We start from the raw sequence: 22479 nt of genomic DNA on the forward strand, positions 1-22479 counted from the left end.
AGCGCAGATGAGTGGGAGGCTTCTGTTGCCCGGTGCCTCCCCGACCGCGCCTTGCTCGGCTAGGAGCGAGGACTTTAGTAGTTAGGCATTTCGCGCCGCATTACGCAGCGAGAGCAGCCTCAGCATAGTTGTCATTGGCAACTATTCTGAATGACCCGATGACGGCGGTATCATGCCGAGCAAAAGCTAAATCCTTTACACCCTCGTCGATCCTAGTTCGCCCCCATCATCAGCTCACTCGCTGCCTTTACCGACGTGCGCCGGAAATGAGCTGGTGGTGGAGGCGCCGGGTACTGCCCCCGGGTCCGAACGGCTTATTACGATCGCGTTTATCGCCATAGCCGGACGAATCCGGCCCGCTAAATATATGCTGAGAGGATTAGAAATAAAAGTGCCTGTGCTCAGGCCTTCGGACTGTCACGTTGTCGCTTGATGTGAAGGCCTTACAAGTGCCATTTCAGCGATCAGATGCTGCGACTCTCGCTCCATTTTCCAAAGGTTCCCAATGTCCGATACGACGCTCGACGATGCCGGACGGCCAGCCTACCGGCCGGACACGCCCTGGGGGCCATATGCTGCGCTGACGGTGACGGTGCTGGTCAGCCTCGCGCCGGTCCTTGTCGGCATTGCCTGGGTGGTTGCCGAAAACTCCGGCCTCATCGCTGTCGACGGAGCGGGATGGCGCTCCCGCGGCCCTTCGCTCGCCTCGCCGTCTCTTCTCGCGCAAATGATCATCGGGCAATTGTTCTCGCTCGCCATTCTCTGGCTTGCGGCCGGCTGGAAGACTGGGCGCGCGGGGACCTTGCGCCTTCTGCCGCCGCAGACCGACGTGCTCACGGCGGTCGGCCTCGGTTTGCTTCTGATCGTGCTGATCGGGCCGATCGAAATTCTGCTCTATCGCCTCGCGGGCTTGGATCTTTTCACCGACGGGCGCTGGCTGCTCGAGGGTTTGAGGTCGCCCAACTGGTGGGGAGTGGTACTCGCGGCCGTCGTTCTGGCGCCGCTGTGGGAGGAGCTGACCTTCCGCGGGTTTCTGCTCTCTGCGCTTGCAAAAACCCGCCTCGGCTACTGGCCGGCGGCGGTGATCTCATCTCTGCTGTGGACGTTTCTGCATTGGGGCTATTCCTGGCCTGGCCTGGCGAGCGTTTTTCTTGCAGGGATCGGGCTTTCGTGGATCATGAAGCGCACGGGCGCGATGTCGGCCGTGGTGATCGCGCACGGGGCGATCAACGCCTTCTCGCTCGCGATCGTCTACCATTTCGCGCCTTGAGTCCTCGAGTTGATGGGATCGGAAGCGATCATGGTCTAGGAATCACTCATGCAGCCCTATCTTGATCTTCTCCGCCGCGTCCGCACCGAAGGTGCCGCCAAGTCCGATCGCACCGGCACGGGCACGCTGTCGGTGTTCGGTCATCAGATGCGGTTCGATCTCGCAGACGGCTTCCCGCTCGTCACCACCAAGAAGCTGCACGTCAAATCGATCATCCACGAGCTGATCTGGTTTCTCGCCGGCGATACCAATGTCGGCTACCTCAAAGCCAACGGCGTGCGCATCTGGGACGAATGGGCGCGCGAGGACGGCAGCCTCGGCCCGGTGTACGGCAAGCAGTGGCGGAGCTGGGCGGCGCCTGATGGGCATACCATCGACCAGATCAGCGAGGTCGTTCATACGCTCAAAACCAATCCCGACAGCCGGCGCATCATCGTCTCGGCGTGGAACCCGGCCGACATCCCAGACATGGCGCTGGCGCCGTGCCATTGCCTATTCCAGTTCTACGTGGCGGAGGGGCGGCTCTCGTGCCAGCTCTACCAGCGCTCGGCGGACGTGTTCCTCGGCGTGCCGTTCAACATCGCGAGCTATGCGCTGTTAACGATGATGATGGCGCAGGTGACAGGCCTCAAGCCGGGCGAGTTCGTCCATACGTTCGGGGACGCGCACCTCTACACCAATCACCTGGAGCAGGCGGACCTGCAGCTTACGCGCACGCCGCGCCCGCTGCCACGCATGACGATCAACCCGGATGTGCGCTCGATCTTCGCGTTCCGCTACGAGGATTTCATGCTCGAAGGCTATGATCCGCATCCGCACATCGCGGCCCCGGTGGCGGTTTAGACCTCGGTTGACAATTCGTTTGTCTGGACACCGGCCTAAGCCAGTGTGACGGATTAAATGCGGTGAGCGCCCCGCGAATTCTGTTCTGTTTCCGTCGCTAGCAAAAGGTTTTTACGAGCTTGAAAATCTCACTCATTGTTGCTGTTGCCGAGAATGGCGTGATCGGCGCCAACGGCGGATTGCCGTGGCGGCTTTCGGCCGACCTCAAAACCTTTCGCCGCCTCACACTCGGCAAGCCGATCATCATGGGACGCAAGACGTTCCAGTCGCTCAAGAAGCCGCTCGACTTGCGCGACAACATCGTGCTGACGACCGACCCGTTCTTCGAGGCCGAGGGCGTCAGCGTCGTCGACAACTTCGCGGATGCGATCACCCTTGCGCGGACCCTCGCGCTCACGCGCGGGGCCGAAGAGATCATGGTTATCGGAGGAGCCGACGTGTTCCGGGCCGCCCTGCCACGGGCAAACCGGATCTACTGGACCACGATCCATGCCAAGCCGGAGGGAGACGTCCGCTTTCCCGATTTCGACCCCTCCGAGTGGACCGAAACGGACCGCCAGGAGCTTCCGGCAGGGGAAAAGGACGACGCAACGGCGACCCTAAGGATACTCGAACGCAACTAGAGACTTAGTTGCAGGGCGAATTGCAGCATGGCGGCCTTGACGGCGAGCGCCCGCGAACCAATTTCTACGCGGCGGATTTGCTTCGAAGGGGGTCCTACCCTATAAGCGAAGCGCAATTCCCATCCGGGGCTTAAAGCGATCCAGGACGCCTGAGACTGGCCTCCTCACTCCGCTGTTCCGGCCATCATCCACAATCAAAGGGCCACAATATATGCCTTGGAGCAATCAGAGCGGCGGCGGCGGAAACGGCGGCGGCTGGAAGGGCGGCGGCGGAGGCGGCGGTCCCTGGGGCCAGGGTCCCGGCAACCAGCCCCCCGATCTCGAAGAGATGCTCAAGCGCAGCCAGGATCGCATGAAGCAGGTCATGCATGGCGGCGGCGTTCCCGGACCGCTGGCGTTCCTTGCGGCGGTTGTCGCTGCTGCTGTCGTGGGCTGGTACGCGTTCTTCTTCCGCGTCGATCCCGATGAGCTCGGCGTCGTGATGCGCTTCGGCGAGTTCGTGCGGCAGGAACCGCCGGGTCTGCATTTCCGCCTTCCCTATCCGATCGAAGAGGTCGTGCGCCCCAAGGTCACGCGCCAGAACATCACCGAGATCGGCATGCGTTCGGCGAGCTTCGAGCGCGGGTTCGGCGGCGCCGGCATTCAGGACGTCAAGGAAGAGAGCCTGATGCTGACCGGCGACGAGAACACGGTCGACATCGACTTCGTCGTCTACTGGCGCATCAAGGATGCCGCGCAGTACTTGTTCAACATCCAGAACCCGGACAACACCGTGAAGGAAGTGTCCGAGAGCGCCATGCGCGAGGTCGTCGGGCAATCCAACATCCAGCCGATCCTGACGGAAGCACGCCAGAAGACCGAAGCGGCGGTGCTGCAGCTCATTCAGCAGACGCTCGACACGTATCAGGCCGGTATCCAGATCGACCAAGTGACGCTGCAGAAAGTTGACCCGCCGGGCGACGTCATCGACGCGTTCCGCGACGTCCAGGCGGCGCGCGCCGACAAGGAGCGCCTCCAGAACGAAGCGTTCTCCTATGCCAACAAGGTGGTTCCGGAAGCGCGCGGCGAAGCCGAACGCATTCTCCAGGCCGCCGAAGGCTTCAAGCAGCAGACGGTCGCGGAAGCACAGGGCCAGACGGCCCGCTTCCTCAAGGTCTATGAAGAATACAAGAAGGCTCCCGACGTGACGCGCAAGCGCATCTTCCTCGAAACCATGGAACGCGTGTTCGGCGGAACCGACAAGATCATCATCGACGGCAAGAGTGGACAGGGCGTCGTGCCTTACCTGCCGCTGGACCAGCTCCAGCAGCGCCGCCAGCCGAACGAGGGAGGAAACTGATATGCGCGCTTTTCTCCTTTTTCTCGTCGTTCTGCTCGGCGCCGCCGGTGCCGCCGTCTACGCCTCGGCCTTCATCGTTCACCAGAACGAGCAGGCACTGGTACTCGAATTCGGTAAGCCCAAGCGCGTCGTGACGCACCCCGGCCTCAACTGGAAGCTGCCGCTCGTCGAGACCGTCGACATCTTCGACAAGCGCATTCTCGACATCGACACGCAGACGCAGGAGGTCACCGCCTCCGACCAGAAGCGTCTGATCGTCGATGCGTTTGCGCGCTACAAGATCGTCGATCCGCTCAAGTTCTATCAGACACTGCGCTATGAAGGCGCGGTGCGCTCGCGGCTCGGACCGATCGTCGAATCCGCGCTTCGCCGCGCGCTCGGTGCCTCGACGTTCCAGGACGTTGTGCGCGACAAGCGCGAGGCGCTCATGAAGCAGATCGCCGCGAACGTGAACGAAGAAGGCCGCGATTTCGGTCTCGAGGTGGTGGACGTTCGCATCAAGCGCGCGGACCTGCCGGAGCAGAACCAGAAGAGCGTGTTCGACCGGATGCGCGCCGAACGCCAGCGGGAAGCCGCCGAGTTCCGCGCTCAGGGTACCGGCGAAGGCAACCGCATCAAGGCAACCGCCGATCGCGAAGTAACGGTCATCAAGGCCGAAGCGACGCGCAAGGGCGAGGAGCTGCGCGGTCAGGGCGAAGCCGATCGCAACCGCATCTTCGCGGAAGCCTTCAACCAGGACCCTGACTTCTTCGCCTTCTACCGGTCGATGCAAGCCTATGAGCAGGGCCTCAAGCCCGGCGACACGCGGCTTGTGATCTCGCCCGACAGCGACTTCTTCAAGTACTTCTCCAACCCGCAGGGAGCAGCCCCCGCGAAGCAATGAGCGATCTGATCGTTGCGCTCGGTCTGGTCCTCGTCATCGAGGGCCTGATCTGGGCTCTGTCCCCTGATCTCGGGCGCCGCCTTCTGGCAACAGCCGTGGCGACGCCCGAGGATACCCTGCGCAAGGCGGGCTGGGTGGCGGTCGCCGTCGGCGCCTTGGTGGTTTGGATGATCAGGGGGTAACTTTTCCGGGCCCTCCCTTCTTTTCTGGCGCGTTGACAGCCTCCTGGCGATCTCACACTTTGGGGTGGGCCGGGCGCCGGGCTCGCCGCGCGTCGCATTTTCCTGACGATGACAGCGCTTCCCGGTATTCGTCCGGCGGGATGGGTCGCGGGTTAACCCGCGGTTCATACGTCAGATTGACAAAATCCAACGCGACCATGGTCTTGAGAAGGAGTTCCTGATGACGACGACCTCTAGGCCATGCCCGCGCGGCGCGATGCGCCGATTTTCACTCTTCCCCGTTCTGGGCCTTGCCTTGGCCGGGCTCGCGATCAGCGCGCCGCCAGCGGCTGCGCAGCGGGGACCGGAATCGGTCGCGCCCATCGCCGAAAAGCTGATTGACGCGGTCGTCAACATCTCGACCAGCCAGATCGCCAAGGGACCGGAAGGCGTTCCGCTGCCGAAGGTGCCGAAGGGCTCTCCGTTTGAGGACTTCTTCGAGGACTTCTTCAACAAAAAGGGCGGCGGACGCGTGCCGCCGTCGGAGCGGAAAGTCTCCTCGCTCGGCTCTGGGTTCGTGATCGACGGCGTCGAGGGGCTCGTCGTCACCAACAACCACGTCATCGAAGGCGCCGACGAGATCATCGTCAATTTCCACGATGGATCGAAGCTCAAGGTCGACAAGGTGATCGGCCGCGATACCAAAACCGATATCGCGCTGCTCAAGGTCACGCCCAAGAAGCCGCTGGTCGACGTCAAGTTCGGCTCGTCCGCCAATATCAAGGTCGGCGACTGGGTGATGGCGATCGGCAATCCGTTCGGCCTCGGCGGATCGCTGACGGTCGGCATCATCTCGGCCAAGCAGCGCGACATCAACGCCGGCCCCTACGACGACTTCCTGCAGACGGACGCCGCCATCAACAAAGGCAACTCGGGCGGCCCGCTGTTCAACATGGCCGGCGAAGTGATCGGCGTGAACACGGCGATCATCTCGCCAACCGGCGGCTCCATCGGCATCGGCTTCGCCGTTCCCGCCGACACCGTGACCACGGTCGTCTCGCAGCTCAAGGAATTCGGCCAGGTCAAGCGCGGCTGGCTCGGCGTCAAAATCCAGTCGATCAGCGAAGACATCGGCGAAAGCCTGGGCGTACCGGAGAATACCGGCGCGCTGGTGGCCGGCGTCACGCCGGACAGCCCGGCGGCCAAGGCCGGCATCGAGGCCGGCGACGTCATCCTGAAGTTCGACGGCAAGGACGTGACCACGATGCGCGGACTTCCCAAGCTCGTCGCCCAGTCGCCGATCGGCAAGGCGGTCGATGTCGAGGTGCTGCGGCAGGGCCAAAAGAAAACGCTTTCGGTTTCCGTCGGCATGCTCGACGAGGAGGAAGGCAACCCGCAGCCTGCGGCTGAAGAAAAGAAAGAAGAGCCGCAGCAGCCGTCCACCGCCATCCTGGGCCTCACGCTCGCCCCGCTCTCCGACGAGATGAAAAGCCGGCTCGGGTTCGACCCCAAGGTCAACGGCGTAATCGTGACCGAGATCGATCCTTCGAGCCCGGCCGCGACCAAGAACATCCGATCTGGCGACGTCATCACGGAAGCCCAGCAGGAGGCCGTCAAGTCGCCGTCCGACATCGAGAAGGCCATCGATAAGGTGAAGAAGGCAGGCGGCAAGAGCGTGCTGCTGCTGGTCGAGGACGTGAAGGGCGATACGCGGTTCGTCGCCATTCCGTTCTAAGGATCGACATTTCCGCTATGATGCGGCGGTCGGGCGTACCCCGATCGGCTATACTGGTTATTTTTCCGGCCCGAAACGCGGGCCGAATGACATGAAAGCGGATCAGGAGACCACATTGTCCGATCGCCATTCCTTGCTCGACACCATCACCGACAGCCTGGCGCCGGTGCATCGCGACGGCCACAAGTTCGTCGGCATCGCACTGGTGGTGACGTTGATCCTGCTCTGGCTGTGGCCGCCGCTCGGCTGGATCGCGGCGCTCATCACTGGCTGGGTCATCTACTTCTTCCGTGACCCCGACCGCGTGACGCCGCTGCGTGACGGCCTGATCGTCGCGCCGGCAGACGGCAAGGTCTCGCTGATCGAAAAGCTGCGCCCGCCGGCAGAGCTGGGCCTCGGCGACGAGGAACGCGTTCGCATCTCGATCTTCCTCTCGGTGTTCGACGTCCACATCCAGCGCGCGCCGCTCGCCGGACGCATCATCCGCTCGCTCTATATTCCGGGCGCGTTTCTCAATGCCGCACTCGACAAGGCTTCCGAGGAGAACGAGCGCCGCACGATCGTCATCGAGACCGCTACGGGTACGAAAGTCGCCGTTGTGCAGATCGCGGGGCTCGTGGCACGTCGCATCGTGACGCTCGCCGCGGAGGGCGACAACATCGGCGTCGGCGAGCGGTTCGGGCTCATCCGCTTCGGATCGCGCGTCGATACCTACCTTCCGGTCGGCGCCTTCCCGGCAGTCGCGGTCGGGCAGCGCGCGATCGGCGGCGAGACCGTGCTTTCGGACTTGAGATCGACGGAACCTGAACGCGAGGCGCGCCGGCATTAGTGTCGTCGCCGGCAGCACTCGAAGCGCACGAGACGCTGGCCGAGGAGAGCACCATCATGGACCCCATCGTACCGCAACTCGAGAAGGAAACGCGGCGCAGGCGTCGCCGGCGGATGTTCAGCCACGCCCGCATCCCCGTGCGCATGATGGTGCCGAACTTCTTCACGCTGTTCGGGCTTTGCGCGGGCCTGACGTCGATCCGCATGTCGATCGAAGGGCGCTACGATTTCGCGCTTGCGGCGATCGTGTTCGCGGCCCTGCTCGACGGCCTCGACGGGCGTATCGCGCGGCTGCTCAAGGCCTCGTCTCGGTTCGGTGCCGAGCTCGACAGCCTCGCGGACTTCGTGAACTTCGGCGTCGCACCCGCGATCATGATCTTCACGTGGGGCCTCGGTGAGCACCGGAGCCTGGGGTGGATCGCGGTCATGCTGTTCGCGCTCGCTTCCGCCCTGCGCCTTGCCCGTTTCAACGCCACCATCGACGACGACCGGCCGAAATGGCAGTCGGACTTCTTCATGGGCGTGCCGACGCCGGCAGCGGCCATTGTCGTGCTGCTGCCGATCTATCTCGCCCACCTCGGCCTCGACCTCAGAGACTCGCCGCTGCTGCTCAACCTCGTGCTCGCCTACACGATGATTATCGGCGTGATGATGGTGTCGATCCTCCCGACCTACTCCGGCAAGCTTCTCGGCGAGCGGCTGTCGCGCGACTGGGTGCTTCCGATCTTCATCCTGGTCATGCTGGTCGTCGCGTGCCTCGTGACTTATCCGTACGCGACGCTCTCGATCGCGACGATCCTCTATCTCGCCGCCATTCCGGTGACCTGGAAACGTTTCCGCAAGCTGGAGCAGCTTCATGGCGGGATAGCCCCTGCCGGCGGGGTGTCGGCTCCAGCGCGACCCACGGACGATATCCAGAACGAGCCGGCCTCCAGCCGCGCGGCAGAGCCTCCGCGCGCGCCACAGCCCTCCGCGGATAGCCAGAACGCACCGGCCGCCGAGGCGGGCCGTGTCATCGAGATCCGCCCCGGCGAGCAGAAGCGCTGACGTAAATCCTTCCCAGGCGTTGCGCCGATGCTACGCCTAGCCCGGCGTGCGCGGCGCGATTGAGGTTGCGCCGGGACAGTCCTGTTGTTTTCCCCTAGTCTGCGGCCGTCTGGGAGCTGTTAGTCCGCCGGGGGTCTTGCGTCATGGCCGAAGCTGCATCGAAGCCGTCTACGTCTTGGCGGAAGCGCCTGGACTATGTTCTCGGCCGCAACATGATGATCGGCGTCGCCTCGCTGATGCTGCTGTTCCTATCCGGCTATGCCACCTGGCACGGCATGCGGGACTTCATCATCGGCGTCTCGGACACCCCGACCGACGCCGGCTCGATGTCGATCCCCAATGATGTGCTGGTGATCGGCGTCGTCGTGGCACTCACCTTCCTGATGTGGCTTGCGCTGCGCGAGACATTCGGCGCCGGACGCGACTTCAGTGACCGCATCATCATGTTCGTGCTCTACATCTTCCTCGCCATCTGGTCGATCGGCTTCGGCTACGGCTTCTGGTGGAGCCTGATTTCGGGGCAGGAAGCGACCCGCACCGGGCTCTCCGGATTGCAAGAAGACGCGCGCGACGCGAGCGCCGTGGTGGCGGCGCGGCTCGATGCCGTGCGCTCCCAGCTCGACAACGTCGTCTCGTGGTCGGAAAGCCAGATGGCGCGCGAGGAGAGCAGCGGCGGAAGTTGCGGCACCTCGTCGGGCGCCGGACGCGGACCGCTCTACAATGCGCGGCGGGGCGTGCGGGACTCAGTCGCCACGCTGCGCGACGGAATGGTGCGCTCCTGGCTCGAACCGGTGCAGGCAGAGGTCGAGCAGCTTCGCCAGAGCGCGCAATCGCTCGCTGGCCAGAGTGTCGAGGAACGTCAGCGCAATTTCGAGGCGATGGCGTCGCAGATCCGCGGCTCGGCCCGCAACATCGCAGCGCGCTCGAACGAGCTCGGAAAGTCGACGGCGGCGGAAATGCGTGCGCTCGCGGAATCTGTTTCCGTAGCGCCGGGTCAGCCAGGCTTCTCCTGCTATGATCCGACGCTCGCCCAGCGGCTGACGCAAGCCGCCGATCAGGCAAACCAGCCGGCGGACGTGAAGCTGCGCGACGCAGCCTTCAGCGAAGGTCCCGCCGGTGTCGCCAATGCGGTCAAGAACCTGTGGCGCAACATCGGCGCCTACGGCTATAGCCTCGGCCATTTCGTCTTTACGCTCGGATCCGACCCCGCGACGACGACCGACGCGGGTGATCCGATCACCGGCCGCGATCTGATCGCGCTCTTGGCCTCGATCGGCATCGACTTCGGCCTTCTGGTGCTCGCGATCCTCAACCCGCCGGCGCGGCGGCCAGAAATGGCCGGCGACAAGCGGCGCGCGATCCAGGCTGCCATCGCAACAGCCATCGCGCGCGCTCCTGATGCAGATATCGAGTGGGTGCGCCGCCACTTCATCTACCACAAGACGCACTCCTATCTCGTAATCCCCAATCTCTACAGCGCGGATTCCGAGGCGGAGGGTGCGAAGGCGCTGGCCATGAATCAGCTCGCAGGCGTGCTCGACGATCTCAACCTCGTCGAGTGGCCGAAGCCGGGCTGGTTCAAGCTGACCAAGAGCGAGTTGCAGAAGCTCAAAGACGAAGAATCGCTCGAGAGCGACACCGACCTCACAAACATCCGCAAGAGCTGGCTCGACAAGCATGGCAAGACGAGCGGACCGGATTCGGAAGCACGCGACGCGGCGGTTCGTGATGCTGCGCCGCTGCGCAATCACGGGCTGTTCTCAAAGGCGGAGAAGGCCCTCACCATCGCCGGGTGGACCGAGGCCGCACGGCGTGACATCGAGGTCTACCGGCTGGTCGATGTCGAAGGGCTGACGCCGATCCTCGACGTGCTCAATAACGACGAAGCTTGGCGCGAAAGGGACAGCAAGCCAGCAACGAGCGAGGAGACTGCCTGAGGGCAGCCTCTCAACGTGGCAAGTGGGGCTTCAGCAGACGCTCGCGCAAGGCAAGGCGTGCGTTGGTGCCGGGTTGGCCCAGCGGCGCATCGGGCGCGCGGGGTGGAGGCGCCGGCTGCTCGGCAGGCGGCGTGTAAGAGGAGCCGAGGCGATCGGCCAGCACCCGGCGTAGCGGGGTTTCTTCGCGCTCTGCCGGCGCGGCCTCGGCCGGCGCAGGCACCGGCTCCGCCACAGCGGCGGGGCTTTCAAATTCGAAACCGCGGCGCTCGGGCGGAGCGCGCTCCGACGTCGACCGCTCGAACCCGGTCCGATCCGGCGCGAACGCGTCCGGCCGTCGCAACGTCGACCCGGACATCGGAATATTGACCGTGTCCGCCAGCAGCTGGGCTTGCTGGGTGGCGTCGAGCTGGCCGCAAACACCGGCTGCACGCCAGCGCTCGACCACGGCTTCGAGGAAGCTTTCGTCGCCAAGGGATTCCTGCCACCTCTCGGTGAAGCGGGCCGTCGTCGAGCGCGGCAGCGCGTTGGCCGGCAACTCGTCGAATTTGATGCGGACTGGGATCGGCACGCCGTCGCCGAACGCAATCGCCTCGCGGGCGCCGAGCGCGGGCAAGAACTCGATCAGGCCGGTGCCGGTATCGGCGACCGCAGACGACACGATAGCCTGGTCGCGCTCGTTCGACATGCGTAGCGCGAACACGGTGTTGCACTGGGACAGGATGGTCGGGTCGATCTCAGCCGGCCGCTGCGTCACGATGCAGAGCGACGCGCCGTACTTGCGGCCTTCCTTGGCGATCTTGGCGATGGCGCGCTTGCACGGCTCGAAGCCAGTCTGCGAATTGAGCGGCACATAGCGGTGCGCCTCCTCGCAGACGACCGTGACCGGGACCTTGCCTTCGCCCCAGAGCGCGAAATCGAACGCCATGCGGCACAACACCGAAACGACGACGTTGACGACTTCCGGCGGCAGGCCGGTGAGTTCCAGGATGGTGATCGGCTTGCCGTTTACCGGCACGCGGAAGATGCGCGAGAGAAACTGCGTCATGCCGTCGAACACGGTGACGGAGCCGAACATGAAGGCGTAGCGGCTGTCCTGGACGAAGGTCTCGATGCGGGTCTTGAGCTGGCGGTAGGGCGCGAGATCCTTGCGGTTCTCGAGCTTGCCCATGCGCTCGTCGATCAGGGCAGTGAGATCGGAAATGCGGTAGGGGACCGGCGTATCGACGGTGAACTTCGAGCCGTCGAGCCCGGGCTTGCGCAGCTTCTGGGGATCGTTGCTGGCGGCGCGGCCGGCATTGTAGCGGGCCTTGGCCAGCGGAATCAGATCCTGCAGGATCTCGATCTCGCCCTTGCGCTCGGCATCGCCGACCAGCACCTCGACCGCTTCCTCGAAGTTCAGAAGCCAGAGCGGCAATTGCAGCGTGCGCGGCGAGATGACCTCGGCACGCTCTCCGAAGGCTGTCGCATATTCGTTGTGCGGATCGAGCAGCACGATGTGCGCGTTGGGCGTACGCTCCAGGATCGCGCGAAGGATGAGCGCGGTCGAGCACGATTTGCCGGTGCCGGTGGTGCCCAGGATCGCGAAATGCTTGCCGAGCAGGTCGTCGACGCGGATCATCGCGGGGATCGAGCTGTCCTGACGGATCGAGCCGATGCGAACGGCATTCTTGTCCGCGCCAGTATAGGTCAGCTGCAGCTCGTACTTGGTGGCAAAGCGCACGCGATCTCCGAGCGTCGGGTAAGACGTCGTACCGCGCTGAAAATTCACGGGCCGGCCATCGGCGCTTTTGTACAGCTCGCCAACGAGGCACAGCTCGGCAATGCGGATCTCCTGCTCGTTGCCGTGGGCCGGGACCGGCACGCTCAAGGCCGAGACGGTTGCAAGGACGGTCGTCACGCCGGTGTCGATTGCGAGCAACGTGCCCATCTCCGGGCGATCGGCGCGGCTCTTGGGATCGTTCTCGTGCGAAACGTCGAGCAGCAAGACGGCCTTGCCGCCGGTGACCGAAGCAATACGCCCGATCGATCGCGGCAGCACGTGGTACTGGGGCTCTTTGGGCGGCGCGGCCGGCTGCATTGGACTGCTCTTCTTGCTCTCTAGATGCTGGGGCCGGTGCCGAATACGGCATCGCGCGCGCCAATACGGGAAACTTGATGAGCCGGCGGCAACGAGATGGTCACGTCGGTGCCGCGGTCCTTGACGCTGGTGATCAGAAGCTCGCCACCATGAAGCTCGACCAGCGACTTGGCGATGGTGAGGCCCAGCCCCGCGCCTTCGCGCAAGCGCGAGCGGGCTCGGTCGACCTGGCCGAACGGCTCGAGCGCGATGTGGACTTCTTCAGGCGTCATGCCGATGCCGGTGTCGCGCACGGAGATCGATACGCCGCCGTTGCTCTGCTCGCGCAGCTCGACGGTGACGCTGCCGCCGCGCGGCGTGAACTTCAGCGCGTTCGAGATCACGTTGCGGAAGATCTGGGCGAGCTTGGTATCGTCGCCGCGGATCGGCGGGATGGAATAAGCAAGGCGCGGCGAGATCGCGATGCCGGCCTCTTCGGCGGCGGGAGTCGCCTCCTCGATGCAGTCGCGCAGCACCTGCCCGATATCGACCTCGAAGGCGTCGAGCGCGTAAGTGCCGCTCTGCAGCTTCGAGATGTCGAGGATGTCATTGATGACGGTCAGCAGCCGATCGGCGGCGTGCTGGATAAGGCCTGCATACTCGACGATGTCGCTCTCGGAGAGCTTGCGATCGCCGTGCTCCTTCAAGAGCTTCGAGAACCCGAGCACGGTGTTGAGCGGCGTGCGCAGCTCATGGCTCATGTTCGAGATGAATTCGGATTTGACGCGGTTGGCGAGCTCGGCCTCGAGGCGTGCTTCGCGCTCGGCAATACGCGTCCGCTGACGCAGGACGGCGTCTCCGATGAGCGCCGAATACTCCTGTATCAGGCTAGCCGTGTTGCCTTTACTCCGACCACTCGTAAACATACGGACTAAACGCCAAACCTTCTGAGGACGTTCACCACGGTAGTGCCCATAGGATAAGACGTCGTTAATCCGACTTCTCTGCTTGTAATAAGCTGAACAACCCGTTGGCGTGGCCGCCAGGCCGTTGTTTTCGGCCCGTGGTTGGGCTTTGATGCTGCCGGATCGCTGCCGGGGTGACGAGGGGGAGTACTGAACGATGGATCGTCGCGAGTTCCTGATCACGAGTGGTGGAGCTGCCGTTGCAGCCGCATCTCCCGTCGCATCTTATGCTTCTGAAAATGCAGCTGAATTTTCCAATTCCTATGCTGACAACGCGACCGTTCTCCGGCTGTCCATGCCCTGGGCCGACGCCCCGCAAGGCCCCGCCGACGGCGTCCGGCGGCTTGTTCGCCGCTTCGAAACGATGACCGGCGGGCGTTACCGGATCGAAATTTCGGCCGGGACCGACCTCGGCGCAGACGCCGACCTCGTGCACGGATCGGCTCACGATTTCGCGAAAATTCACCCGGCGTTTGCCTATTTTGCAGGTCTTCCGGGCTCGGCCGGGCTCAACGCCCAGGATTTCGCCCATTGGCTCGCCGTCGGCGGCGGCCAGATGCTCTGGGACGACCTGGCCGGCGCGGAAGGCTGGAAGCCGCTGCTCACGGGCCATTCGGGCGAGGCCCCGCCGCTGTGGTCACGTGCGCCGATCACTGGCCTGGGCGACTTTTCCGGCCAGCGTGTGACTGCCTCGGGGCTCGGTGCGGATGTCGCCCGCGGTCTCGGCGCCGACGGCTTATCGCTCGCGTTAGATGAGGTCGCTCAATCGCTGGCCGATGGCAGCCTGTTCGCGGCCGAGACCGGCGGCGTTCTCGCAAGCCTCGCCAACGGAACCGGACGGGCTTTCAGCCATGCCACCGGAAACGGCCTCAATGGCCATGGCACGGCCCTTTCGCTCAGCGTGCGCCTTGCGGCCTGGGACCGCATGCCCGATGCTGACAAGGCCATCCTCGAAGCGGTGTCGGCGGAAGCCTACCAGGCTTCTCTTGCCGAAATGCGCGCACACGATCGGCTCGCGCGACAGGTGCTCGAACGCTCGTTCGGCGTGACGTTCGCTCCCTGGCCGGCGGAGCTGGCGGAGGCGCTCGACCGGGTTGCCGAGGCGACCATCGCCCATGTCGCAGGGTACGACGCCATCTCGGCCCGCATCGACCAAAGCTACATGGCGTTTCGCAGCGCGATTTCAGGCTCGAACGGCCCGCGCCGGCCCGCGGCAGCGATGCCACTCGCCTGAAGGCACGATCAGATACTCGTCTGGCGCGCGTAGACGGTCCTGGCCCGCACGGCCAGAACCGTCTTGTCGCGACGTCCGGGTGAGCCCTATTTCTTGACGAGAGCGTCGCGGATCTCACGCAGGTAGACTTCGGAGGGCGAAGGCGCTGCGGCCTCGGCGACCTTCGGCTTCTGGAACTTGTTGATGGCGCGGATCAGCAGGAAGATCGCGGCCGCCGTGATCACGAACTTCAAAACCGCATTGAGAAACAGGCCGTACTTGATCAGCACCCCATCGCCGGTGGGCGTCGGCAACGTGATGGCGAGGGCGCTGAAGTCTATGCCCGCCAGCAAATAGCCGATCGGCGGCATGATGATATTCTCGACCAGGGTCGCCACGATGGGCGAGAAGGCGGCGCCAATGATCACGCCGACGGCGAGGTCAATGACATTGCCCCGCATTGCAAATTCTTTGAATTCGGACAGTATCGACATAGTAAGCATCCTTCAGCAATCCTCGATCCCGACTCGCATGCGAGGCGGCAGGACATGCTAGAGCGTGTTTGAATTACAATCACGCGCTAGATCTTTGATGAGACCTATGATTCACGCTCTGGATCGATAGGATCCGAAGCCATCAGGGTGTCTAGGCGACCCGCCGGTCGGGATCAAACCGGACGTTGTGCGTTGGCGCGCGTATCTCAGTGGCGCGAGCCGCCTCAATGGAACCACAACTGCAACGCACCTGATGGCCAGTCTCAAACTCGGACCAAAGCGGAGAAACCTCTGTCATGATCGAACGGCGCGAGCGAAAGCCCTATTGGCGTCATACGAAGTGGCAGATGCTCGCCAGCCTGATACCGTTCCTGGCCGTGATCATCGTGCTGCCGCTCTACGCCGACCGCTTGAACTCCAGCAGGTTCATGGGCTTTCCGCTCGGCTATTTCCTCAGCCTGCACGGGCTGGTGCTGATCGCCGTCATCACGGTGGCGAGCTTCGTGAACCGGCAGGACGCCATCGATCACTGGCATGGTGCCCATGAGGACGTCTAAGGGACGCGGAGATCGTCCCATGCGCGACATCCGCAGACATCGCCACGTCAAGACGGAGGGCTGAGCGATGCCGTTCACGCACCGCACCGGCTACGTCAATCCGCGTCTCGGGACGTACTTCGGAATTTTCATGAGCGCGTTCATCGCGCTCACTCTGCTCACGCTCATTCTCGAAGGGCTCGGCTTCAGCGACGGCACGCTCAAGCTCGCGATGTTCGCCGGGCCAATCGCGCTCTATGCCGTCATCGGCATGGCCGCCTACACGAAAGAGCCGATCGATTACTTCGCGGCCGGGCGGCGCGTGCCGGCGTTCTACACGGGCCTCGTGCTCGCACAGACTGCGCTCGGCGCGACCGGCCTCGTCGCGATCACCGGCGCGTTCTTCCTGATCGGCTTTGATGCGCTCTGCCTCGTCATCGGCGGCCTTGCGGGTTTCGTCGTCATGGCCGTTCTGCTGGCGCCGTTCTTTCGCAAATTCGGTGCGTTCACGGTTCCGAGCTATCTCGGCAAGCGGTTCGAAAGCCGCACGCTGCGCCTGGTCTCCGCCAGTATTCTCGCCGTGCCGATGCTGCTGGTGATGGCGGCGGAGCTCCGGATCGGCGCCCATGCGGCCACCTGGTTCTATCCGATGCCGACGGGCATCGCGGTGATGACGCTCGTGATGATCGTGGTGCTGACGCTCGCAGCCGGCGGCATGCGCTCGTTCGCGTGGTCGTCTGCCGCGCAAAGCATTGCGGCGCTGATCGCGCTGCTGGTGCCCGTGGCTATCGTCGCGGTGATCGTCACCAATCTGCCTTTCCCGCAACTCTCTGCTGGCCCCGTGCTGCGCGTGATCGGACGCGCGGAGGCCGCCCAGGGGCTTCCGATCATTCTGCCGCCGGCGCTCGCCTTCGACTTTCCGGGCGAAGGCCTCGAACCGCTGGCCAAGCGCTATTCCGACGCTTTCGGCAGCGTCGGGCCGGTTGCCTTCATCATCATGACGCTCTCGCTTCTGGCAGGGCTCGCCAGCGCGCCGTGGCTGTTGCCGCGCGTCGCCGGCACACCCGGCGTCTACGAAGCGCGCAAGTCGCTCGGATGGGCAACGCTGCTGTTCGGGATCGCGATGATGACTATCGCGGCGGTCGCGATCCTGATGCGCGACTATCTCACCGATATCGTGATCGCGGCCGGCCCCGTGCGCTTTCCGGAGTGGTTCGAAACACTCCGAACGTACGGCATCATCTCCGTTACCGGCGAGGGACGTCCCACGCTCTCGAGTTTCAACATGAGCCGCGACGACGTTCTCATCAGCCTGCCGATTGCAGCGCAGATGCCGGCGGCGGTCGTTTATCTCGCGGCGGGCGGCATCGTCGCGGCCGCGTTGGCGACGGCGGGTGCGGTTGCGCTCGCGCTCGGCAACATCCTCGCGGAAGATATCGTCTATGGGCTCAGCTGGAACCCACCTGGCGCAGGCGCGCGTCTCGTGGTTTCACGGTTCGCGCTCGGCATGGCGGCCGCGGTTGCGGGTCTGCTCGCGCTCGCAGCGCCGACCGACCCGCTCAAGCTGATCCTGTGGGCTGTGGCCTTGACCGGTGCATCGACGTTCCCGGTGCTCGTGCTTTCGATCTGGTGGAAACGCCTCAACGAGTTCGGGGCGGTGGCCGGGATGGTGACCGGATTCAGCGTCACGGTTCTCGCTATCATTGCCGGAGAAGCCGGCCTCACCGGCACCGACAGCGCGCTTGCCGCCGCGATCGGGCTGCCGGCCGGCGCGGTCGCGACGATCGCGGTCGCGCTCGCGACACCCGGTCCCCAGCGCAGCCTGCTCGAACTCGTACGCGATATCCGCGTACCGGGCGGAGAAATCCTATACGATCGCGAAATGCGCTATCAGCGCCGCAAGAAGACCCCGCGCGCCTAAAGCACCGCATGCCGCCGAAGACCTGAACGAATTGGAAGCCCGATGTCGTCCCGAGAGCGTCTCACTCTTTTTCCGCCGCGCGAACTGTTCAACGAGGGGTTTTTTGAAACCGGCGACGGGCACAGGCTCTATTACGCGGAATGCGGCAATCCGAACGGCGAGCCGGTGCTGATCGTTCACGGCGGGCCGGGCGGCGGCTGCAATCCCGCCATGCGCCGCTTCCACGATCCGAGGCACTATCGCGTCGTCCTGCTCGACCAGCGCGGGTGCGGACGCTCGCAACCGAATGCCACCATCGAGAACAATACGACTTGGCATCTCGTCGAGGACATGGAGCGCCTCAGGCGCCATCTCGGGATCGAGCGCTGGCAACTGTTCGGCGGATCGTGGGGCTCGACACTCTCGCTCGCTTACGCCGAAACGCATCCCGAGCGCGTGACGTCGCTGGTGCTACGCGGCATCTTCCTGCTCCGGAAAAGCGAACTCCACTGGTTCTACCAGGACGGCTGCAGCGCTCTTTTCCCGGAAGCCTGGGAGGCCTTCGAACGGGTCATTCCGGAAAGCGAGCGCGGCGACATGATCGGCGCCTACTACAAGCGCCTCACCGATCCCGATCCGCGCGTGCATATCCTGGCCGCCGAAGCCTGGAGCGTGTGGGAGGGCACCACGCTTTCCTTGATCGAGGATCCGATCCGCGTGCGCTCGTTCGCCAATCCGGACTACGCGCTCGCGTTCGCGCGCATCGAATGCCACTACTTCGTGAATAACGGGTTCTTCGCTCAGGATGGCCAGCTTCTCGCCGACGCGCATCGGCTGGCCGGCATACCCGCCGTGCTGATCCATGGCCGCTATGACGTGGTGACGCCGGTGCGTAACGCCTGGGATCTCAAGAAGGCGATGCCTTCGGCCGAGTTGCGTATCGTCCCCGACGCAGGGCACGCAATGACGGAGCCCGGCATTATCCATGAACTGGTGCGCGCAACCGCGCATTTCCGAGATCGCGGACCTGCAATGTCCTGACGTGACTTCTCGGCGGACGCCGTTCGCCATACCAAACGAACACGCTGGCTCAGACGCGGCCGGGGCAGATAAAGTAAATTTTGAACATGGGACAGCGCCTCGAGCGCTGTCACGCTCCAGGTTTTTGATGAGACGTACGATTCACGCTTTACGGCGATAGGCCTCTTGGTCTGGCCGGGTTGCGTATCCATTTCGCGAGTTCGCCTTTTCGATGCCCACCGAGACACGCCGCACGATCGCCATTGCCGACAAGAACCCCGTGGTCCGCACGGGGCTCGTGGACATTATCGCGCGCGATGGCCGTTTCGTGGTTTCGGCGGCTGTCTCCACGGGCGCCGCGTTTCTCAGCCTCGTCGAAAGCCAGCCGATCGATATCGCCATCATCGGCTGGGCCATGCCGGACATGACGGGCGGCGATATCCTGACCGAGATCAAGAAACGGCGCTCTCCGGTCCGCATCATTGTTTACACGGGGGAGCCAGGAACAGAGGTGTTGCGGCGCACCATAAAGGCCGGCGCGTGGGGCTTCATGTCGAAGAGCGACGAACCGGAGGTGCTGCTCGAAACCATCTCGTCGGTCTCGCACGGGCGCGTCTCTTTCCCGTATGTCGACATGGACGCGGCGAGCAAAGACCCGCTCGATGTGCTGACCGTGCGGGAGCGGGAGCTGCTCGCGGCGCTCGCGGACGGCTGGTCCAATCTGCAAATCGCCGCGCGTATCGGTATTTCCCGCAATACGGTGAAATACCACCTCAAGAACCTCTACGATAAGCTCAACGTGAATAATCGCGCGATGGCAGTTGCGCTGTTCATGACGCGGCAGGCCGCGCGCGAAGATCGCTAAGGCCAACGCGGGACTTTGCCGCCGGTCAAATCTCCGCTTGCACTTTTCGCAATGCACTCGCAATCTGCGCGGATCGCAGGCGCGGTCGCACACGCGATTTGCTTTTCAGCTCAAGCGCTTTAAGCCGCAGGGTGGGTAGGCATAAAACTACCCAACTGGGCAATTCCCTCAGCCGCCAAGTCCGCCCATAAGCCTACCCAAGAGATTTTCTGTCGTCGCCCTTCCGGGTGTTGCGCGCGGTTAAGAGATTGCTAAGAGTTCAGCCCACAAGGCGCCGCTCGAGCGCTGTCAACCGGGCGCACCGGGAGATCAATCACGACGCGTAGAAAAACTCAGGCCTCGCGCATTGAAGGGCATCTCCTTTTTGCGCGAGACTGCGCCAGTTTGGGCTGACGCTTCGCAGCCGAGACGCTAAGATTGGTGCAAAAAAGTGAAGCTCGACTCTGGAGGAGACGACTATGACTTCAATGGTGAAGCCGCACCTTTTCATCCCTGGCCCGACCAATATTCCCGAAGCCGTCCGCATTGCCATGAACCTCCCGATGGAGGACATGCGTAGCCCCGAGTTCCCGAAATTCACGCTGCCGATCTTTGAAGACCTCAAGAAGGTCTTCAAGATGAAGGACGGCCGCGTATTCATCTTCCCGTCTTCGGGCACCGGCGCTTGGGAATCCGCCATCCAGAACACGCTCGCCGCCGGCGACAAGGTTCTGATGAGCCGCTTCGGCCAGTTCTCGCTGCTTTGGGTCGACATGGCTGAGCGTCTCGGCCTCAACGTCGTGCTTTGCGACGAGGAATGGGGCACGGGCGTTCCGCTCGAGAAGTACGCCGACATTCTCGCCAAGGACAAGAACCACGAGATCAAGGCCGTCTTCGCCACGCACAACGAGACCGCAACGGGCGTTTCTTCCGACATCGCCGGCGTCCGCAAGGCGCTCGATGCCGCCAAGCATCCCGCGCTGCTGTTCGTCGACGGCGTTTCGTCGGTCGGCTCGCTCGACATGCGCATGGGCGAGTGGGGCGTTGACGCTTGCGTCTCCGGTTCGCAGAAGGGCTTCATGCTGCCGACCGGCCTCGGCATCCTCGCCGTCAGCCAGAAGGCGCTCGACGTCAACAAGTCCCAGAACGGCCGCCTGGCGCGCTGCTTCTTCTCCTGGGAAGACATGATCAAGACCAACGATCTTGGCTACTTCCCCTACACGCCGGCGACGCAGCTGATCCGCGGCCTCCGCGCATCGCTCGACCTCATCTTCGCCGAAGGCATCGACAACGTCGTCGCTCGCCACACGCGTCTCGCCACCGGCGTGCGCGCTGCCGTGGATGCATGGGGCCTCAAGCTCTGCGCCAAGGAACCGAAGTGGCATTCCGACACGGTGTCGGCGATCCTCGTGCCTGAGGGCATCGACGCCAACAACGTGCTGAAGACCGCTTTCTATCGCTACAACACCTCGCTCGGAACCGGCCTCAACAAGGTCGCTGGCAAGGTGTTCCGCATCGGCCATCTCGGCGCGCTCGACGAGGGCATGATCGGCGGCGTGCTGTTCAACGTCGAAATGGCGCTCAAGGATTGCGGCGTGCCGATCAAGTTCGGCTCGGGCACGGGTGCGGCGGCTGAATACTTCAGCAAGACCGCAACCAAGCCGGCTCTGCAGAAAGCTGCCTGATTAAACGAGGCGGCGCCGCCCGGCGCCGCCTTTTTTCATCTTTCTCGATTCTCCACGACGCTTTCGCGGCCCCGCCGGTTCGGAAGGGCGGCGGCGTCTTCATAACAAACTTGAACACAAGGAAACGTTCCGATGAGCTTTACTCTCTATCCGACCCGCAAGCAGCGCCTGCAGCGGTCGTACCTCGCGGTTCCGGGCTCCAACCCGACGATGATCGACCGCGCCATCAAGAGCGCCGCCGACTACGTGTTCCTTGATTGCGAAGACGCCGTTGCTCCGCCGGAGAAAGAGCAGGCCCGCAAGAACATCATCCAGGCGCTGAACGATCTCGACTGGAAGGGCGCAGGCAAGAGCGTCTCGGTCCGCATCAACGGCCTCGACACGCACTACATGTATCGCGACGTCGTCGACATCGTCGAACAGGCAGGCTCAAAGCTCGACACCATCCTGATCCCGAAAGTCGGCGTTCCGGCCGACGTCTATGCGGTCGAGACCATCGTCAGCCAGATCGAAGTCGCCAAGGGCCTGCCGCATCAGATCGGCACCGAAGCCCTCATCGAGACGCCGCTCGGCATGGCCAACGTCGAAGCCATCGCCTCGGCCAACAGCCGCCTCGAATCCATGCACTTCGGCGTCGCCGACTACTCGGCCTTCAACAAGGCCCGCACCGTCGTCATCGGCGGCCTCAACCCCGACTATCCGGGCGACCAGTGGCACTTCCCGCTGTCGCGCATGACGGTTGCCTGCCGCGCGTTCGGCCTGCGTCCGATCGACGGCCCGTTCGGCGGCATCGACGATCCCGAGGGCTACAAGGCCGCTGCCCGCCGCGGCGCCGCGCTCGGCATGGAAGGCAAGTGGGCGATTCATCCTTCGCAGATCGAGCTCGCCAACGAAGTCTACTCGCCGACGGCGAAGGAAGTTGAGCGCGCCGAGCGCATCCTCGTCGCACTGAAGGAAGCCGAGGCACAGGGCAAGGGTGCTGCTTCCCTCGACGGCAAGATGATCGACGCGGCTTCCGAGAAGATGGCAAAGAACCTTCTCGTTACCGCAGCCGCGATCAAGGCCGCTGAAGCTGCCCGGGCAAAACAATAAAAAGCAGC

Annotated in this window: 20 protein-coding genes and 1 other RNA gene; 17 read left to right on the top strand and 4 right to left on the bottom strand. The window is 63.8% G+C overall.

Going from position 1 to position 22479, the window contains the following annotated elements:
- Positions 1-10: 10 nt before the first annotated feature.
- Positions 11-395, bottom strand: a transfer-messenger RNA (tmRNA) gene (gene ssrA / locus RCO24_RS04250).
- A 110-nt stretch (positions 396-505) separates the two neighbouring features.
- Here ssrA and RCO24_RS04255 point away from each other — a divergent pair.
- The 10 genes from RCO24_RS04255 to RCO24_RS04300 all read left to right on the top strand — a co-directional run bounded on the left by RCO24_RS04255 (position 506) and on the right by RCO24_RS04300 (position 10666).
- On the top strand, positions 506-1270 hold the full coding sequence (locus RCO24_RS04255; protein ID WP_308960155.1) for a CPBP family intramembrane glutamic endopeptidase: 765 nt from the start codon (positions 506-508) through the stop codon (positions 1268-1270).
- A 48-nt stretch (positions 1271-1318) separates the two neighbouring features.
- A complete protein-coding gene (locus RCO24_RS04260; protein WP_308960156.1) occupies positions 1319-2113 on the top strand; it encodes a thymidylate synthase in 795 nt (264 codons plus the stop codon).
- A gap of 119 nt (positions 2114-2232) precedes the next feature.
- Positions 2233-2736, top strand: a complete 504-nt coding sequence (locus RCO24_RS04265; RefSeq protein WP_308960157.1) for a dihydrofolate reductase — start codon at positions 2233-2235, stop codon at positions 2734-2736.
- 211 nt (positions 2737-2947) lie between these two features.
- Positions 2948-4075, top strand: a complete 1128-nt coding sequence (hflK, locus tag RCO24_RS04270) for an FtsH protease activity modulator HflK (protein WP_308960158.1) — start codon at positions 2948-2950, stop codon at positions 4073-4075.
- A 1-nt stretch (position 4076) separates the two neighbouring features.
- The gene (gene hflC, locus RCO24_RS04275) at positions 4077-4958 is read left to right on the top strand and encodes a protease modulator HflC (protein ID WP_308960159.1); all 882 of its coding nucleotides are present in this window, start codon (positions 4077-4079) and stop codon (positions 4956-4958) included.
- Complete coding sequence (locus RCO24_RS04280; RefSeq protein ID WP_308960160.1) at positions 4955-5140, top strand: DUF2065 domain-containing protein; 186 nt, start codon at positions 4955-4957, stop codon at positions 5138-5140. The genes hflC and RCO24_RS04280 overlap by 4 nt, the downstream gene beginning before the upstream one ends.
- A gap of 220 nt (positions 5141-5360) precedes the next feature.
- Positions 5361-6854, top strand: a complete 1494-nt coding sequence (locus RCO24_RS04285; protein ID WP_308960161.1) for a Do family serine endopeptidase — start codon at positions 5361-5363, stop codon at positions 6852-6854.
- A 91-nt stretch (positions 6855-6945) separates the two neighbouring features.
- Positions 6946-7683 (top strand): phosphatidylserine decarboxylase, encoded by a 738-nt coding sequence (locus RCO24_RS04290; RefSeq protein WP_308960162.1) that lies wholly within the window; start codon positions 6946-6948, stop codon positions 7681-7683.
- Between the two features lie 56 nt (positions 7684-7739).
- Positions 7740-8729 (top strand): CDP-alcohol phosphatidyltransferase family protein, encoded by a 990-nt coding sequence (locus RCO24_RS04295; protein WP_374990925.1) that lies wholly within the window; start codon positions 7740-7742, stop codon positions 8727-8729.
- Between the two features lie 143 nt (positions 8730-8872).
- The gene (locus tag RCO24_RS04300; protein WP_308960164.1) at positions 8873-10666 is read left to right on the top strand and encodes a hypothetical protein; all 1794 of its coding nucleotides are present in this window, start codon (positions 8873-8875) and stop codon (positions 10664-10666) included.
- 10 nt (positions 10667-10676) lie between these two features.
- Here the strand turns inward: RCO24_RS04300 and RCO24_RS04305 are convergent, their stop codons facing one another.
- Together RCO24_RS04305 and RCO24_RS04310 are read right to left on the bottom strand one after the other, a co-directional pair.
- A complete protein-coding gene (locus RCO24_RS04305; protein WP_308960165.1) occupies positions 10677-12743 on the bottom strand; it encodes a helicase HerA domain-containing protein in 2067 nt (688 codons plus the stop codon).
- Positions 12744-12763: 20 nt separating this feature from the next.
- Positions 12764-13648 carry a HAMP domain-containing sensor histidine kinase gene (locus RCO24_RS04310; RefSeq protein WP_308960166.1) on the bottom strand — a complete coding sequence of 295 codons (885 nt, stop codon included), beginning with the start codon at positions 13646-13648 and terminating at the stop codon, positions 12764-12766.
- 196 nt (positions 13649-13844) lie between these two features.
- On the opposite strand from RCO24_RS04310, the gene RCO24_RS04315 reads away from it, so the two are divergent.
- Entirely contained in the window at positions 13845-14921 is a 1077-nt protein-coding gene (locus tag RCO24_RS04315; protein WP_308960167.1) for a hypothetical protein, read from the top strand.
- Positions 14922-15007: 86 nt separating this feature from the next.
- Here RCO24_RS04315 and mscL read toward each other — a convergent pair whose 3' ends face one another.
- A complete protein-coding gene (gene mscL, locus RCO24_RS04320; RefSeq protein ID WP_374990926.1) occupies positions 15008-15388 on the bottom strand; it encodes a large-conductance mechanosensitive channel protein MscL in 381 nt (126 codons plus the stop codon).
- Between the two features lie 302 nt (positions 15389-15690).
- Here mscL and RCO24_RS04325 point away from each other — a divergent pair, with 302 nt between their 5' ends.
- The 6 genes from RCO24_RS04325 to RCO24_RS04350 all read left to right on the top strand — a co-directional run bounded on the left by RCO24_RS04325 (position 15691) and on the right by RCO24_RS04350 (position 22471).
- Complete coding sequence (locus RCO24_RS04325; RefSeq protein ID WP_308960169.1) at positions 15691-15951, top strand: DUF4212 domain-containing protein; 261 nt, start codon at positions 15691-15693, stop codon at positions 15949-15951.
- Positions 15952-16018: 67 nt separating this feature from the next.
- The gene (locus RCO24_RS04330) at positions 16019-17851 is read left to right on the top strand and encodes a sodium:solute symporter (protein ID WP_308960170.1); all 1833 of its coding nucleotides are present in this window, start codon (positions 16019-16021) and stop codon (positions 17849-17851) included.
- 42 nt (positions 17852-17893) lie between these two features.
- The gene (gene pip, locus RCO24_RS04335) at positions 17894-18871 is read left to right on the top strand and encodes a prolyl aminopeptidase (RefSeq protein WP_308960171.1); all 978 of its coding nucleotides are present in this window, start codon (positions 17894-17896) and stop codon (positions 18869-18871) included.
- 211 nt (positions 18872-19082) lie between these two features.
- The gene (locus RCO24_RS04340) at positions 19083-19715 is read left to right on the top strand and encodes a response regulator transcription factor (RefSeq protein ID WP_308960172.1); all 633 of its coding nucleotides are present in this window, start codon (positions 19083-19085) and stop codon (positions 19713-19715) included.
- 458 nt (positions 19716-20173) lie between these two features.
- Positions 20174-21379 carry an aminotransferase class V-fold PLP-dependent enzyme gene (locus RCO24_RS04345; RefSeq protein ID WP_308960173.1) on the top strand — a complete coding sequence of 402 codons (1206 nt, stop codon included), beginning with the start codon at positions 20174-20176 and terminating at the stop codon, positions 21377-21379.
- A 132-nt stretch (positions 21380-21511) separates the two neighbouring features.
- Complete coding sequence (locus RCO24_RS04350) at positions 21512-22471, top strand: CoA ester lyase (protein WP_308960174.1); 960 nt, start codon at positions 21512-21514, stop codon at positions 22469-22471.
- Positions 22472-22479: the final 8 nt, after the last annotated feature.

It is taken from the genome of Hyphomicrobium sp. LHD-15 (assembly GCF_031157355.1).
Taxonomy (GTDB): Bacteria; Pseudomonadota; Alphaproteobacteria; order Rhizobiales; family Hyphomicrobiaceae; genus Hyphomicrobium_C.